Origin of the sequence: Mesorhizobium sp. LSJC280B00 (assembly GCF_000502835.1) — a bacterium.
GTDB lineage: Bacteria > Pseudomonadota > Alphaproteobacteria > Rhizobiales > Rhizobiaceae > Mesorhizobium.
Map to the genome: position 1 here is coordinate 92,388 of NZ_AYVL01000004.1, position 14,115 is coordinate 106,502.

Genomic DNA, 14,115 nt, shown 5'->3' on the forward strand with positions numbered 1-14,115 from the left:
ATCGACCGACCGCCTCACTCCCGCCCCTGCAAACGCAGGGTCGGGAGCTCGGGTCAAGGCCCCTTGACCCTCCGGCCCTTACCCGATCCAGCGCGGCTGTGCAGATGAGCAAGAGCGAACGCCCTAGCCAACTCTTTCGCAACCTCAATGCGAAGATCGCCTCGATCCCAATGATCCTCACCGCGCTGGTGATCTTTGTCGGCGGCAGCGCGTGGACGGTGCTTTATTCCTTCACCAGTTCGAAGCTCCTGCCACGGCTGAATTTCGTCGGGCTCGACCAGTACTACCGGCTGTGGTCGGTGCCGCGCTGGCTGGTCTCGATCGAGAACCTGCTGATCTACGGCGTGCTGTCGCTGCTGTTCTCGCTGGTGATCGGCTTCCTGCTTGCCGCCCTGCTCGACCAGAAGATCCGGTTCGAGGACACGTTCCGGACCATCTTCCTCTATCCCTTCGCCCTGTCCTTCATCGTCACCGGCCTCGTCTGGCAGTGGCTGCTCAACCCCGAGTTCGGTGTCCAGGCAGTGGTGCGCAGCCTCGGCTGGGAGAGCTTCAGCTTCAATCCGCTCTATGATTCCAGCATCGTCATCTACGGCATATTGATCGCCGCTCTCTGGCAGGGCACCGGGCTCATCATGTGCCTGATGCTGGCCGGCCTGCGCGGCATCGACGAGGATATCTGGAAGGCAGCGCGGGTCGACGGGATACCGACCTGGAAGACCTATCTGTTCATCATCATACCGATGATGCGGCCGGTCTTCATCACCACGCTCGTCATCATCGCTGCCGGTATCGTCAAGATCTATGACCTGGTTGTCGCCCAGACCAGCGGCGGGCCCGGCATCGCCTCCGAAGTCCCGGCCAAATATGTCTATGACTACATGTTCTTCGCCCAGAACCTCGGTCAGGGGTTCGCCGCCTCGACGATGATGCTGCTGTCGGTGATCATTGTCATCGTGCCGTGGGCCTATCTCGAGTTTGGAGGCAAGAAGCGTGTCTGACCATACCGTTTCCTTGCCGGCCGGCCCCGGCACGCTCGAAGCCTACGGGCCGAGCGGGCCGAAGCCGCGGCATATGTTCTCGCGCCGCAACATCTTCCTCTACGGCACGCTGATCGTGGTGGCGCTCTACTATCTTTTGCCGCTCTACGTGATGGTGGTGACGTCGCTCAAAGGCATGCCCGAGATACGCCTCGGCAACATCTTCTCGCCGCCGATGGAGATCACCTTCGAGCCGTGGGTCAAGGCCTGGTCGAGCGCCTGCACCGGGCTCAACTGCGACGGGCTGTCGCGCGGCTTCTGGAATTCGGTGCGCATCACGATCCCGTCGGTGATCCTGTCGATCGCGCTCGCCTCGGTGAACGGCTATGCGCTTGCCAACTGGCGCTTCAAAGGTGCCGACACCTTCTTCATCATCCTGATCGTCGGCGCCTTCATCCCCTATCAGGTGATGATCTATCCGATCGTCATCATCCTGCGCGAGGTCGGCCTTTACGGCAGCCTCAGCGGCCTGGTGATCGTCCATTCCATCTTCGGCATGCCGATCCTCACACTGTTGTTCCGCAACTACTTTACCTCCATGCCGGAGGAGCTGTTCCGGGCAGCGCGTGTCGACGGCGCCGGCTTCTGGGGCATTTATTTCCGCATCATGCTGCCGATGTCGCTGCCGATCTTCGTCGTCGCCATCATCCTGCAGGTGACCGGCATCTGGAACGACTTCCTGTTCGGCGTCGTCTACACCCGCCCCGACACCTATCCGATGACGGTGCAGCTCAACAACATCGTCAACTCGGTGCAAGGCGTGAAGGAATACAACGTCAACATGGCAGCCACCATCCTGACCGGCCTGGTGCCGCTGATCGTCTATTTCCTGTCCGGAAAATTGTTTGTGCGCGGCATCGCCGCCGGCGCGGTGAAAGGATGATGGCGATGAACGCAAACGGCAGCATTGCGGCAAACGGCACCAGCGTCTCGATCCAGAACCTGTCGCTGAATTTCGGTGCGATATCGGTGCTGCAGACGCTCAACCTCGATGTTGCCGAAGGCGAATTCATCGTGCTGCTCGGCCCGTCCGGCTGCGGCAAGTCGACCTTGCTCAACTGCATTGCCGGGCTGCTCGACGTTTCCGAAGGCCGCATCTTCATCAAGGGCAAGAACGTCACCTGGGAAGAGCCCAAGGATCGCGGCATCGGCATGGTGTTCCAGTCCTACGCGCTCTATCCGCAGATGACGGTGGAGAAGAACCTGTCGTTCGGGCTGCGCGTTGCCGGCCTCGCCAAGGACGAGATCGCCAAGCGCATCGTCCGGGCCGCCGAGATCCTGCAGATCGAACCGCTTTTGCATCGCAAGCCGGCGGCGCTGTCCGGCGGCCAGCGCCAGCGCGTGGCGATCGGGCGCGCACTTGTGCGTGACGTCGATGTCTTTCTGTTCGACGAACCGCTCTCCAACCTCGACGCCAAGCTGCGCGCGGAGTTGCGCGTCGAAATCAAGCTGCTGCATCGCAAGCTCGAGAACACCATGATCTACGTCACCCACGACCAGATCGAGGCGATGACGCTGGCCGACCGTATCGCGGTGATGAAGGGCGGCGTCATCCAGCAGCTCGATGCGCCGCAGACCATCTATAACCGGCCGGTCAACCGGTTTGTCGCCGGCTTCCTCGGCTCGCCGGCAATGAACTTCCTCGACGGCAGACTGGAGCAAGCGGCAGGCGACTGGCACTTCGTCGCCGAGGATGTGCGGATACCGCTTGCCACCTATGCTTTCGAGAAGGACCCGGTGCCAGGGCCGGCCGTGTTCGGCATCCGCCCCGAGCACGTGGCGTTCAACAGCGGCACGGGATGGCCGTTCGCAGCCACGGCAAATGTCGAGGTCGTCGAGCCCATGGGTTCCGACACGCTGGTCTGGCTGAAGCTCGCCGGCCAGAATTTCACGGTGCGGGTGACAGCCGAGCGCACGCCAAACAACGCCGAGGCGGTCGGCATCGGTTTTGACCCGATGCGTGCCTCGCTTTTCGACGCCGCCACAGGTAACCGCCTCTAGAGCATGATTTAGCCTCCCAAGACTCTCCCACTCCCCAAGACTCTTCCACTCCCGCAAGACTCATCCCCCCAAAACTAACCATCCACAAGAAAACGGACAGAGACGATGAACTGGTCATTCCAACTTTACAGCGCCCGCAATTTCCAGCCCTGGGAGGGCGTGCTCAAGATGCTGGGGGAGCTTGGTTACAGCCAAGTCGAAGGGTTCGGCGGCGTCTATGACGATCCCAAGGCGTTCCGGGCCGAACTCGACAAGAACGGCCTTGCCATGCCGACCGGGCATTTCTCGATCGACGCGCTCGAGAAGGATTTCGACGGCGTGCGCAGGACGGCCGACGCGCTCGGCATCACGCTGCTCATCTGCCCGTTCCTGAACGCCGAGTTCAGACCGGCCGACACAGCCGGCTGGCGCGGCTTCGGCGAACGCCTAGCCAAGGTCGGCGAGACGGCCAGGAAAGCCGGCTATGGCTTTGCCTGGCACAACCATGATTTCGAGTTCAAGGCGCTTGCCGACGGCTCGGTGCCGCAGGACCATATCCTGTCCTCGGCGCCCGACATCGGCTGGGAGATGGACGTCGCCTGGGTGGTGCGCGGCGGCGTCGATCCGCTGCCCTGGATCGAGAAGCACGGCAAGCGCATCGTCGCCGTCCATGTCAAGGACTTGGCCAAGCCGGGCGAGGGCCTCGACGAGGACGGCTGGTCGGATGTCGGCCACGGCACCATCGACTGGCCCGGCCTGATCAAGGCGCTGCGCGCCAAAAGCGCCGCAAAATACTACGTCATGGAACAGGACAATCCCAACGATATCGAGCGCTTCGCCCGCCGCTCGATCGCAGCCGCCAAGACCTATTAGGAGCACACCAGCATGGCAACAAAACTTGGCATTGGCGTTATCGGCTGCGGCAACATCTCGAAGGCGTATTTCTCGCTGGCGCCGCTGTTTCGCGGCATCGAGATGCGCGCCTGCGCCGACATCAACATGGAAGCGGCGAAAGCGCGGGCAAAAGAGTTCAAACTGCGCGCCGAGACCGTCGAGGGGCTGCTCAAGGCCGACGATATCGACATCATCGTCAACCTGACCATTCCGGCGGTGCATTACGAGGTGTCGAAGCAGATCCTCGACGCCGGCAAGCACGTCTATTCGGAGAAGCCCTTCGTGCTGTCGGTCAAGGAAGGGCTCGACCTGAAAAAACGGGCGGAAAGCAAGGGGCTGCGCATCGGTTCGGCGCCCGACACCTTCCTCGGCGGCGCGCACCAGCTTGTCCGCGACCTGATCGACACCGGCAGGCTCGGCAGAATCACCAGCGGCACCTGTCATGTGATGAGCCATGGCATGGAGCACTGGCATCCCAATCCGGACTTCTTCTTCCAGCCGGGCGCCGGGCCGGTGCTCGACATCGGACCCTATTACATCACCAACCTGATCCAGCTGATCGGGGCGGTGAAGCGGGTCGCCGCCTTCGCTTCGATCCCGATGACGGAACGCATCATCAGCTCGAAGCCGCGCGCCGGTGAAAAGATCCCGGTCTCCACGCCGACGACGATCCACGGCGTGCTGGAATTCGAGAACGGCGCCATGGTGACGCTCAACACCAGCTGGGATGTCTGGAGCCATGGCCACGCGCCGATGGAACTCTATGGCGAGGCGGGCACGGTGTTCGTGCCGGATCCGAACTTCTTCGGCGGCGAAGTGCGCTACACCGAAGCCGCCAAACCGGTGAAGAAGCTGCGGAAATGGCCGCATCCGTTCGGCGTGCCCAACGAGATGCATTCGCAAGGCATGATGGCCAACTACCGCACCGCCGGTTTGGCCGACATGGCGATCGCGATCAGGGAAGGCCGGCCGCACCGCTGCTCGATGGAACTGGCGCTGCATGCCGTCGACGTCATGACCGGCCTGTTGCGTTCGGGCGAAACGGGAAAGTTCGTCGCCATGCAGACCAGCTGCGAGCGGCCCGCGGCACTCGGCGTCAAGGCGGCGAAGGAGCTGCTGGCGAAGAAGAAAACCAAGTAGGCGGCGCACCTCCCAAGCACCGCAAAAAGCCTCTCCCCGTTTGCGCGGGGAGAGGCTAAGGGAGGCAAGCTCGACTGCCCCACTGTCGCGGCGGCAGCCGTCGGGCGCGTTTCGATTTGAGGATTTCCCATGCCCTATGTTCCCGCCGAAAACCGCTACGAAAAGATGGTCTACAATCGCTGCGGGCGGTCCGGCCTGAAGCTGCCGGCGATCTCGCTTGGGCTGTGGCACAATTTCGGCGACGACACGCCGCATAGAACCAAGCAGGCGATCGCGCGCAAGGCGTTCGATCTCGGCATCACGCATTTCGACCTCGCCAACAATTACGGCCCGCCGCCCGGCTCGGCGGAGCAGGCGTTCGGCGAGATCCTGCGGACGGACTTTACCGGTTATCGCGACGAGCTGATCATCTCGACCAAGGCCGGCTACGAAATGTGGGCAGGACCTTATGGCGAATGGGGCGGCCGCAAATATGTCCTGGCCAGCCTCGACCAGAGCCTGAAGCGGATGAGGCTCGACTATGTCGACATCTTCTATTCGCACCGCTTCGACCCCGACACCCCGCTGGAGGAAACGATGGGCGCGCTCGATCACGCGGTGCGCTCGGGCAAGGCGCTCTATGCCGGCATTTCCTCCTATAATTCGCAGCGCACCCGCGAGGCCGCCGACATATTGAAGCAGCTCGGCACGCCTTGCGTGATCCATCAGCCGAGCTATTCGATGCTCAACCGCTGGGTCGAGGATGACGGCCTGCTCGATACGCTTGAGGGGCTTGGCGTCGGCTCCATCGTGTTCTCGCCGCTGGCGCAAGGCATGCTGACCGACAAATATTTCGGCGGCATCCCCGATGGCAGCCGCGCCAGCCAGGGCAAGTCGCTGCGCCCGGCATTCATCAACGACAAGTCCGTCGCCAATATCGAGGCGCTGAACGTCATCGCCCGTCGCCGCGGCCAGACGCTGGCGCAGATGGCGCTGGCCTGGGTGCTGCGCCGGGGCAGGGTGACGTCGGCGCTGATCGGCGCCAGCCGGCCGGAACAGGTCGAGGATTGCGTCGGCGCGCTGAAGGCGCTCGACTTCAGCGATGCCGAGCTCGCCGAGATCGACACCTTTGCCCGCGAGTCGGACATCAACCTCTGGGCGGCATCGGCCGAGCGCAAGGGGCCGCCGAGGAAGTAGGCGACGACGGTCTGCGGTCCGGTTTCATCGAAAAGACGCGGCAGCGCGAACTGGTAGCTGTCTTCGACACGGTGGCCAGCGGCTAACTTTCGGCTGCCTTGAGGTTCCGCGCGGCTTCCTCGAGCGTCGCTCTGTCGTTGCCAAGCCTGTCGATCAGCTCTTGCGCCTGATCACCGGTTATCCCGGTGCGCATCGCCAGTGCCTCGACCGTCAGAACGTCGGAACTGGCGATCGTTCCAGCCGGACCGCGATCGGTCGCGCCATCATCTGCCGGCACCGTTGTCGCGTCGTCGAGGTCAAGCTCATGTTTCGCCTGCTGCCAATGACGCTCATGTTCGCCGTGCGGACGCCCCTCGCGCACCCAGATTTCATAGGCTCGCTGCCGAATTTTTTCATGCCGATCGTTGTCCATGGCGGTTCCTCCCTTGTGGCGTTTTCACCGACGCGGGGAGCGCCGGAACGATCCGATGTTGATGCCGAATTCGCAGACATGCCGGACAAAAGCCGGTTTCTCACCGAACAAACACCGGACATACGCGTTTTGCGGAGGAACCTGCACAGTGGGCCGGCCGTTGAGCCGAGCCTGAGCAAAGGAGATTACCATGGCCGACGAACCGAACGAATCCGCAGCACCGAAGATGACTCAACGTGAAGCTCAGGAAGCCCTGGAGAAGCAGGTCGCGCAGCTGAGGCGCGAGATCAACAAGATCAACCGAACCTTGGCGGAACGCGCGGAAGAGGCGATCGAGGACGCCGGCGATTGGTATGGCAACGCTGCTGAGCGCGCCTCGCGGACGGCACAAGCCCTGCGCAACAGGGCGCAGACAGTGTCCGGGGTTGTCCAGGAGAATCCCGGCACAATATCGTCCGCCTTCATACTCGGAGCGGCCGTAGGGGCGCTACTCGGCCTCGCCTTGGCCGCCACAGACCAGCGCCGCGATCGCTGGTTCTAGTCCCAACCTAAGGTTCCGGGCAGAAACGGCGGGATTGCTCCCGCCGTCATTCGGCAGATGACACCGGTCAGGGCGTGGCGGGCTTCTGCGCCGTGCCGAGGGATTTGGGCGCTGCGGGCGCCGCCGTCTTCACCTTCTCCTCGATCCAGCCGGTGTAATTGGCCAGCCGCGTGTAGATGCCGTAGGCGTTCTTGTGGCCGCAGGCGGTGCCGCCGTCGGCCGGACCTTCGCCCCAGCTGACGACGCCGACCTGCACCGGACCATCGGCGCCGGTCATGAACAGCGGCCCGCCGCTGTCGCCATTGCAGGCGTCGCGCTCGCCGCTGGCGGTGCCGGCGCAGATCATGTTGCCGGTAAGCGGATCGGCCATATCGGCTGCAATCGCGTTGGCGGCCGCCTCGATGCCCCTTTCCGAATAACGCATGCGGCGGGCGAGCTCGCCGAGCGCTGCCTTCAAATCATGCGCATAAATCGCCTTGATGCCGCTGTTGCAGGTTGCGTTCGGCTGGAGGTTCAGGTCGGCGACCATCAGCGCGGTGGGAAACGTTCCGTCCTGCATCTTGCCCCAACCGGTGACCGTCGTCTTGCCGGCGTCCGGTGTCGGCTCACGGGCAATTTTGATGGTCGGGGCATCGGCCGGCGCGGCCAGCCGGATCAAGCCGAGATCGTTGTCCAGCGTCTGCTCGCTATAGCCCTCGTTGACGATGATCTCCACCGCCTTGTAGCGCTTGCCCTCGCTCAGATCGGTGGCGCCGGTGAGCACGGTGACCACATCAGGCGAAATCGGCCCGCCGTCGTCATTGAGGCAGTGCGCCGCCGTCAGCACCCATTGCGGCGCGATCAGGCTGCCGCCGCAGAACTGCGCATTCGCCTGCGAGGCCGGGCTTTTGTCCAGTCTGTTGGTGGTCAGCAATGCCACCTGGAACGGGTAAGCGCCCTTCTCGGCCTCTTTGCCGCCGTAGACGCGATCGGCGCCGTCGGGATTCTCCACCCTGGCCTTTGCCCTGGCCTCGGCCACGCGTTTCATCGGCGAGATCGCCGCCTCCGGCCGGGCGGCGGCGTCCGTGGCATGAACGGAATTGACGGCCGGCACGGCCGCCGCGATGCCGAGCAGCGCGGCGGGGGCAATCGGTCTGAACCTATGGATGATCTTCACCTCGAACCCCCTGAGACGATGTTCCCGACAGGTCAGTCGCCGACGCATGATCCATTGAAATGGAACCGGCCGGTGAGATCATGCTCCACGGCGAAGCACGATCCGTCACAAAGCCGAGCACCATTTCTGCTAGTCGTGCTGTCGAGCCAAACCCGCCCAAAATCCTATAGCCCTCCACGGGCTATGTGGAAGCAATTTGTCGTTGCCAATGTTGGATTATTTTAGGCAGTATACCGTTGCAGGCTTTTTTGGCGGGGACCTAAACTGGCTGCACTGAATAATGGCCCGGTAAAGACACCGGTAACTAATTTCATTTTTCTGCGCCACCACGATCTCGACAATATTTCTGTATCTTGATCCAGTCCTTGCTGACTTTTGGGAGAGTCTCACCATGACAAAACTGACACAGTGCATTATTGCGTCCGCGTTGCTTTCCACCGCAATGTGGGCGGTTCCTGCCTTGGCTGCCGAGCCAGGTTCCGCCAATGCCGGCAACGGCGAAAGCATGCGGGATGTGACATCGGGCGATTACAAGCCTGGCCGGGCGAAACCGATCGCCCCGCCGAAACTGACCGAGGACGAGGCCAACCGCGCCGCGCCGCTCACCGACGAAGCAACGGCCGTCAAATCCTATGGCATCGTCGGCCGCTCCGCCGATGGCAAGGACATCAAGATCGATCCGAACGAGACGCTGAAGGACCTTGTCATCAAGGAAATGAACGCGCCCGCCGAGGGACAGAAGTCCGAGAATTCCGGGCTGAGCGGAGGCGAAGAGGCCGGCCGCCAGGTGTTCGGGACGGACGACCGCGAGCAGATCAAGAATACCAAAACCTACCCGTTCACGGCGATCGGCTATCTCGAAGGCAAATCGAAGAGCGGCAGCTATGGCAGCTGCTCGGCGACGCTGATCGGCCCGCGCACGGTGCTCACCGCGGCGCACTGCCTCTACAGCCACGAAGACAAGGCCTGGCTGGACGATATCCTGTTCGTCCCGGCTCTCAATGGCAAGACCGCCGACGACGCACCGTTCGGCGCCTTCACCTATGAAAGCGCCTATATCGTCCAGGGCTTCATCGACAATTACCAGGGCTTTTACGGCTCGGTCGTGCCGTGGGATCTCGGCATCGTCACCCTGAAACAGGATGTCGGCACCAATCTCGGCTGGCTGGGCTATGCCAATTATGTGGATCTCGGCGACTTCACCGCCAACATCGTCGGCTATCCCGGCGACAAGCCGATGGGCACGATGTGGAAGGCGACCTGCGAAGTGCTCGCCGAACACATCGCCACGGAGTATTTCCAGTACGACTGCGACACGTATCCAGGATCGAGCGGCAGCTCGGTCTATGCCTATGACAATGGCTCCAAGCAGCGCGTCATCACCGGCGTGAACGTGGCCGAGAGCCCGGATGCCAATACCGCCGTGCGCCTGAACGCCATCAACGTCCAGTGGATCAACAGCCTGTACAAATAGGCTTGCAGAATTTCGGCCGCGATCGTCGCGGAAAACCTGCCGGCGGCGGAGCATTTCCGTCGCCGGCTTCGCATTTTTCGGGGATTATCTGGACTGGGCCGAGGGTGGCGCCTGGCGGACATAGTTCTCGATCGGCTGGGCGAAAGTCGGTGAACCGGCCTTGCGCTCCTTGTCGATATAGCCGGCAAAATAGCTCCAGAACGAAGCGGCATAGTCGCGGAAATAGGAGTCGGCGACCTCACGCGAGCACAGCCTGCCTTCGACGCAGAAGGAAAGGCGGTTGAGGAAATAGACGATGCGGTCGAAATTGTCGCTGAACTCGGCAAGCGGCATGTCGCCGCCGGTTGCGCTCATCGCTTCGATGCCGATGCGCTGTCTGAACACCTGTTCCTCGGTCGGCGTCGGATTGGCACTGAGCAGATTGCTGTATTTGGCGTTGAGCGCCGCCAGGCGTTGCTTGAGGGCCCGTTGCGCCTGCTGGTAATCCTTGCTTTCCCAGAGCTCGACCAGCGACATCGTTTGCTCGACGCGCTTCTGCTCCTGGTTCGCCAGGAACTGGTAGACCGAAAAGATCAAGGTGAAGATGATCGCCAGGCGCACCAGCAATCCGGACCAGGCATAGACGAGCATGCGCCAGTCGCGATCGGTGAATGGGTTCGCCTCCTTCTTGACCTCGTGATTGCTCACCCACGGCAGGCCTTCGACGGTTTCCGGCAGCGACACCGGCTTCTTTTGCGGTACCGGCGCCGTCACTGCCTGCTGCGTTGCGTTGCCCCCCGCTTTCGTCATCCGCAGCTGTCCAGTTCTATGGTGGCGGACGGGTCGAGCACGATGCCCGGCGCCTCCAGCTTCTTCTTCAGGCAATCCAGCTGCGCCCGCGAAACGATGAACTGCACGTCAGGCGCCACCTGCGCCTTGCCCGGCGACGGCAACGGCTCGACCACGCCGCGTGAGGTGCAACTGCTGAGATCGACGACGACGGCGGCGTTGCCGGTTTTGGCGATCTGGTCGTACTGGTCGAGAAAGCAACTCGCCAGTTCGGAATTGATGACGACCTCCTTGGCGCAGAGGCCGCAAGCCTCGTCCGCCGAAGCATTCGCGGCCAGCAACAGCCCGGCGACAAGGCCGGCGGTTGTTGCGCGCCACGAAAATACGATTCTGTTCACGAACGCCCTCATCCGTTCCGTTCGGCCGCCGACAGCGGCGGTCGAAGAATGTTCATTATCAGCCGATTAGGCAAGAGGCCCGGCCGGGCACCTGACCCCGCCTCAGGCGCGCGGCACCGTCTCCATCGGGAAGATCATCACAGCGCCCTTCGATCCCTTGTCGTCGGTGAGCCGCATGGCCGAACGCGTCGCCGGCGCCATGCCGATATCGGCCAGCATATCGGAGAAGCTTGGCTGTCCAAGTCCGCGCGTTACAGAGATAACCCCCTCTTGCGCCAGGAAACTCAGATCCTGCTTCTCGCTCTGCGGCGGCGCCTCGGTCAGGACGGCGATCATCCGCTCCATGCCGAAGCTGGTGTCGGTGAATTTGAACAGGCCTTCCTCGAGCACGGCGCCTTCGGTCAGGCGCTCGGCAAGAAAATGCTGGATGGAATAGTCGGAGCCGACATAGAGCACGTTGATGTCGACCAGGTTGGTCGAACCATTCCTGGCCAGCACGTGGACCTGATCGTCGGGCGAAACACGCGGCACCGTCGACGGTTCGATCGGCTGCAGCGTGTCGCTGTCAAAACGCTTGATCCCGAACTCGACGCTGACCTCTTCCGGCCGATAATCGGAAGCGGCGGCCAGCCTCGACAGTCCGATGGCGCGGAAGATTTTCGTCAGATTCCCTGCGGCGGCCTCGATCAACTTTTCGCGGCCGTCCGGATGAATGACGATCAACGGCGGCTTGCTGCCGCCCTTGAGCGTCATGTCGCCCGAAGCCGGCAGGAACCACAGCGCCGGCGCGTCGGTGGCATCTTCTGCGGCGCCGGCAATGGCGTTCTCGCGCAGCACTGCGAGACGCAGATCTGCGCTCTTGCCCGGCTCGACCAGCGCGATGTGGAATCCTGAGCTCTCCCTGGCCGCCAGTTCGTCGAGAACCGAGTTCGCCAGCGCGGCCTCTTTCTCGAGGCCTTTGGCCGCTGCCGGCCGCGCGACCACGAGCTTGTAGTCGACGGCGAGCTCGGCCAGCCGCGCATAGGCATTGGCGGGGATGTCGGCCAGCTTGAGCGCCGGCTTGCCGCCGAACTCGACCGGCTTGACCCGGCTTTCCAGGTTTTTCGCCGACTGAACCTGGAGATAGCCAAGCGCCTCGGACAGCGGCGACAGCGCCGACGGCAATATTGCGAGCCTGCTGCCGGGGGTGAGGCGATGCAGCAACCCGGCGCCGATCGTGGCTTTGTCGTTCTCGATGACGATCGGCCATTGCATGACCGCCTCGGTCTTGTCGGTGCCGAAGACGCGTGCGTCGAGTTCCCCTTCGAACAGCGGCGTCGGCCGGGTGCGGCCGTCCGCCGAATATTGCTGCAGCACGGCCTGGCCGAGCTGGCGGTAGGTGATGTTGGGATTCTCGGCCAGTTTCGACAGGATGGTGAAGGTGAACAGCCCGAAACGCGGCGCATCGGCCGTGCCCTTGGGCAGGGGCATCTCGGGCGTCGTCTCCACCGTCTGCGCCGCGTAGAAGGCGACCAATTTGCCCTTGGTGGTCGGCTCGGCGCCGGTCGGCGTCAGCTTGAAGGCCGGCTTGCGCTGCCCGTCCTCGTCAACGCCGCGCGGCGCGGCCGACGCAATCTCGTCATAGGCTCTCACCGCAGCCGCCCTGGCAGCGTCGTCGCCGCCAACCAGATCGGCGAACTCGACCTTGCGTTCCAACTCGTCGTCGACCTCGGCGGCGCGCGTCGCCGTGCCGGAATGGCAGCAGTCGAACACGGCCCAGATAAAGGCGCCCTTGTCGCGAATAGCGTCGAGCGCGGTGCCGATCTCGTTGTCGACCAGCGCATTGGGCACGCCCTTTTCGCGGTTCACCCATTTGTCGATGTCGGACGGCAAGAAAATCTCGTCGAGGCCGTCCGTCTCGTCGCCCTTGTTCGCTGCCGGCTGCTGCGCGCCGTGACCGGACAAATGCAGGTAGACGAAATCGTCGCGCTGGACCTTGGCGGCAAGATCGGCCAACGCCGCCTTGATCGCCGCATGTGTCGGCGGTCCGTTGGCGCCTTCGACATCCTTGGCGAGCAGCGTGACGTTCTCGGCTGAAAACTTCACCGGCGCGGGCGTGTACTTCAGCAGGTAATCGCGCACCAGGCCGGCATCGTTTTTCGGTCCGATCAGCCAGTTTTTCTTCGGCAGGTTCGGGTAATCGGTGCAGGCAACAAGCAGCGCATGGTAGGTGCGCGCCGCTGCGAATGCCCGAAACGGCACCAGGCCGGCAGCGGCCAGCGCGGACGTGCCGGCAAGCAGCGTCCGCCGCGTCACTTTGATCATGATTGCTTCCCCAAGCCCGATCGAATTTCCAAGCACGGCCAGCCTGGCCGAGGATTTTGTCAGTATTTTGAATATGGCGCCGCCGGCCAGCCGACCACCGGCTGCGAATAGAAACAGTAGCAAAAATGGCAGTTCGTCGCTATCTCAGTGGAAGAGGTCCGACTGCTTGCGAAATGGCAGCGATAGGCACGGAGCGGCTTGGAACAGGATCATGGCGGCAAGGGATGTACTGACGAAGAACCAGCTTTGCGTTCTCGAGAAGCTCGAGGCCGCCAGCGGCCCGCTCAGCGCCTATACGTTGCTCGACCAACTGCGCGAGCGCGGTTTTCGCGCGCCGCTGCAGGTCTACCGGGCGCTCGACACGCTGGTGAAATCCGGCTTCGTGCACAGGCTCGAAAGCCTCAATTCCTTCGTCGCCTGTGCCGAGCCGCACGACCATAGCCATTCGATGACGGCGTTTGCCATCTGTGACACCTGCGGCCAGGTGACCGAGTTCTCCGACCACGATGTCGGACACCGGCTCGACGAATGGGTACGCTCGACCGGCTTCGCCGCCAAGAAGGCGGTGATCGAATTCCGCGGGACTTGTGCGAAGTGTTTGGCCGAGGCGGCTTGAAGGCCTGTTAGGCCGCGACATAGCGGTGGCGACCCTTTTGATGTCGGCGGGACAGCGCCCCCCTCTGTCCTGCCGGACATCTCCCCCACACGGGGGGAGATCGGCCATTATCCCGGTTTTCGCCGATCTCCAACGGTGCAAGATGGTATGCAGCGCCGAAGCTGCCAATCTCCCCCCTCGTGGGGGAGATGTCCGGCAGGACAGAGGGGGGCGCGAAAG

Annotated in this window: 14 protein-coding genes; 9 read left to right on the plus strand and 5 right to left on the minus strand. The window is 62.9% G+C overall.

Annotated features, from left to right (window positions below; translation table 11 throughout):
• Positions 1 to 104 precede the first annotated feature (104 nt).
• From X773_RS46710 to mgrA, 6 genes are all read left to right on the plus strand, one after another.
• Complete coding sequence (locus tag X773_RS46710) at positions 105 to 998, plus strand: sugar ABC transporter permease (RefSeq protein WP_023675221.1); 894 nt, start codon at positions 105 to 107, stop codon at positions 996 to 998.
• Positions 991 to 1,920, plus strand: coding sequence for a carbohydrate ABC transporter permease (locus X773_RS46715; RefSeq protein ID WP_023675222.1), 930 nt, complete (start codon positions 991 to 993; stop codon positions 1,918 to 1,920). The genes X773_RS46710 and X773_RS46715 overlap by 8 nt, the downstream gene beginning before the upstream one ends.
• Before the next feature lie 5 nt (positions 1,921 to 1,925).
• Positions 1,926 to 3,038, plus strand: coding sequence for a sn-glycerol-3-phosphate ABC transporter ATP-binding protein UgpC (ugpC, locus tag X773_RS46720; protein WP_051406096.1), 1,113 nt, complete (start codon positions 1,926 to 1,928; stop codon positions 3,036 to 3,038).
• 105 nt (positions 3,039 to 3,143) lie between these two features.
• Positions 3,144 to 3,890 (plus strand): sugar phosphate isomerase/epimerase, encoded by a 747-nt coding sequence (locus X773_RS46725; RefSeq protein ID WP_023675224.1) that lies wholly within the window; start codon positions 3,144 to 3,146, stop codon positions 3,888 to 3,890.
• Between the two features lie 12 nt (positions 3,891 to 3,902).
• Positions 3,903 to 5,051, plus strand: a complete 1,149-nt coding sequence (locus X773_RS46730; RefSeq protein ID WP_023675225.1) for a Gfo/Idh/MocA family oxidoreductase — start codon at positions 3,903 to 3,905, stop codon at positions 5,049 to 5,051.
• 129 nt (positions 5,052 to 5,180) lie between these two features.
• Positions 5,181 to 6,227 carry an L-glyceraldehyde 3-phosphate reductase gene (gene mgrA, locus X773_RS46735; protein ID WP_023675226.1) on the plus strand — a complete coding sequence of 349 codons (1,047 nt, stop codon included), beginning with the start codon at positions 5,181 to 5,183 and terminating at the stop codon, positions 6,225 to 6,227.
• Positions 6,228 to 6,309: 82 nt separating this feature from the next.
• On the opposite strand, the gene X773_RS46740 is transcribed toward mgrA, so the two are convergent.
• Positions 6,310 to 6,639 (minus strand): DUF2934 domain-containing protein, encoded by a 330-nt coding sequence (locus X773_RS46740; RefSeq protein WP_023675227.1) that lies wholly within the window; start codon positions 6,637 to 6,639, stop codon positions 6,310 to 6,312.
• A gap of 190 nt (positions 6,640 to 6,829) precedes the next feature.
• On the opposite strand from X773_RS46740, the gene X773_RS46745 reads away from it, so the two are divergent.
• The gene (locus X773_RS46745) at positions 6,830 to 7,180 is read left to right on the plus strand and encodes a hypothetical protein (protein WP_023675228.1); all 351 of its coding nucleotides are present in this window, start codon (positions 6,830 to 6,832) and stop codon (positions 7,178 to 7,180) included.
• 67 nt (positions 7,181 to 7,247) lie between these two features.
• Here the strand turns inward: X773_RS46745 and X773_RS46750 are convergent, their stop codons facing one another.
• Entirely contained in the window at positions 7,248 to 8,336 is a 1,089-nt protein-coding gene (locus X773_RS46750; RefSeq protein WP_023675229.1) for a trypsin-like serine protease, read from the minus strand.
• 391 nt (positions 8,337 to 8,727) lie between these two features.
• On the opposite strand from X773_RS46750, the gene X773_RS46755 reads away from it, so the two are divergent.
• Positions 8,728 to 9,810 (plus strand): serine protease, encoded by a 1,083-nt coding sequence (locus X773_RS46755; RefSeq protein WP_023675230.1) that lies wholly within the window; start codon positions 8,728 to 8,730, stop codon positions 9,808 to 9,810.
• A gap of 84 nt (positions 9,811 to 9,894) precedes the next feature.
• Here the strand turns inward: X773_RS46755 and X773_RS46760 are convergent, their stop codons facing one another.
• The 3 genes from X773_RS46760 to X773_RS46770 form a co-directional block, all read right to left on the minus strand.
• Positions 9,895 to 10,599 (minus strand): hypothetical protein, encoded by a 705-nt coding sequence (locus tag X773_RS46760; protein WP_023675231.1) that lies wholly within the window; start codon positions 10,597 to 10,599, stop codon positions 9,895 to 9,897.
• Positions 10,596 to 10,976, minus strand: coding sequence for a hypothetical protein (locus X773_RS46765; RefSeq protein WP_031211345.1), 381 nt, complete (start codon positions 10,974 to 10,976; stop codon positions 10,596 to 10,598). The genes X773_RS46760 and X773_RS46765 overlap by 4 nt, the downstream gene beginning before the upstream one ends.
• A gap of 102 nt (positions 10,977 to 11,078) precedes the next feature.
• Positions 11,079 to 13,280, minus strand: a complete 2,202-nt coding sequence (locus tag X773_RS46770) for a caspase family protein (protein WP_023675233.1) — start codon at positions 13,278 to 13,280, stop codon at positions 11,079 to 11,081.
• A 211-nt stretch (positions 13,281 to 13,491) separates the two neighbouring features.
• Between X773_RS46770 and X773_RS46775 the strand changes: the two genes are divergently transcribed.
• Complete coding sequence (locus X773_RS46775) at positions 13,492 to 13,896, plus strand: Fur family transcriptional regulator (RefSeq protein ID WP_023675234.1); 405 nt, start codon at positions 13,492 to 13,494, stop codon at positions 13,894 to 13,896.
• Positions 13,897 to 14,115 lie beyond the last annotated feature (219 nt).

Excerpts from the sequence above, each read along its gene's own strand:
- X773_RS46710 (WP_023675221.1), top strand. The coding sequence starts at position 105 with ATGAGCAAGAGCGAACGCCCTAGCCAACTCTTTCGCAACCTCAATGCG.
- ugpC (WP_051406096.1), top strand. The coding sequence starts at position 1,926 with ATGAACGCAAACGGCAGCATTGCGGCAAACGGCACCAGCGTCTCGATC.
- X773_RS46725 (WP_023675224.1), top strand. The coding sequence starts at position 3,144 with ATGAACTGGTCATTCCAACTTTACAGCGCCCGCAATTTCCAGCCCTGG.
- X773_RS46730 (WP_023675225.1), top strand. The coding sequence starts at position 3,903 with ATGGCAACAAAACTTGGCATTGGCGTTATCGGCTGCGGCAACATCTCG.
- mgrA (WP_023675226.1), top strand. The coding sequence starts at position 5,181 with ATGCCCTATGTTCCCGCCGAAAACCGCTACGAAAAGATGGTCTACAAT.
- X773_RS46740 (WP_023675227.1), bottom strand. The coding sequence starts at position 6,639 with ATGGACAACGATCGGCATGAAAAAATTCGGCAGCGAGCCTATGAAATC.
- X773_RS46745 (WP_023675228.1), top strand. The coding sequence starts at position 6,830 with ATGGCCGACGAACCGAACGAATCCGCAGCACCGAAGATGACTCAACGT.
- X773_RS46755 (WP_023675230.1), top strand. The coding sequence starts at position 8,728 with ATGACAAAACTGACACAGTGCATTATTGCGTCCGCGTTGCTTTCCACC.
- X773_RS46760 (WP_023675231.1), bottom strand. The coding sequence starts at position 10,599 with ATGACGAAAGCGGGGGGCAACGCAACGCAGCAGGCAGTGACGGCGCCG.
- X773_RS46770 (WP_023675233.1), bottom strand. The coding sequence starts at position 13,280 with ATGATCAAAGTGACGCGGCGGACGCTGCTTGCCGGCACGTCCGCGCTG.
- X773_RS46775 (WP_023675234.1), top strand. The coding sequence starts at position 13,492 with ATGGCGGCAAGGGATGTACTGACGAAGAACCAGCTTTGCGTTCTCGAG.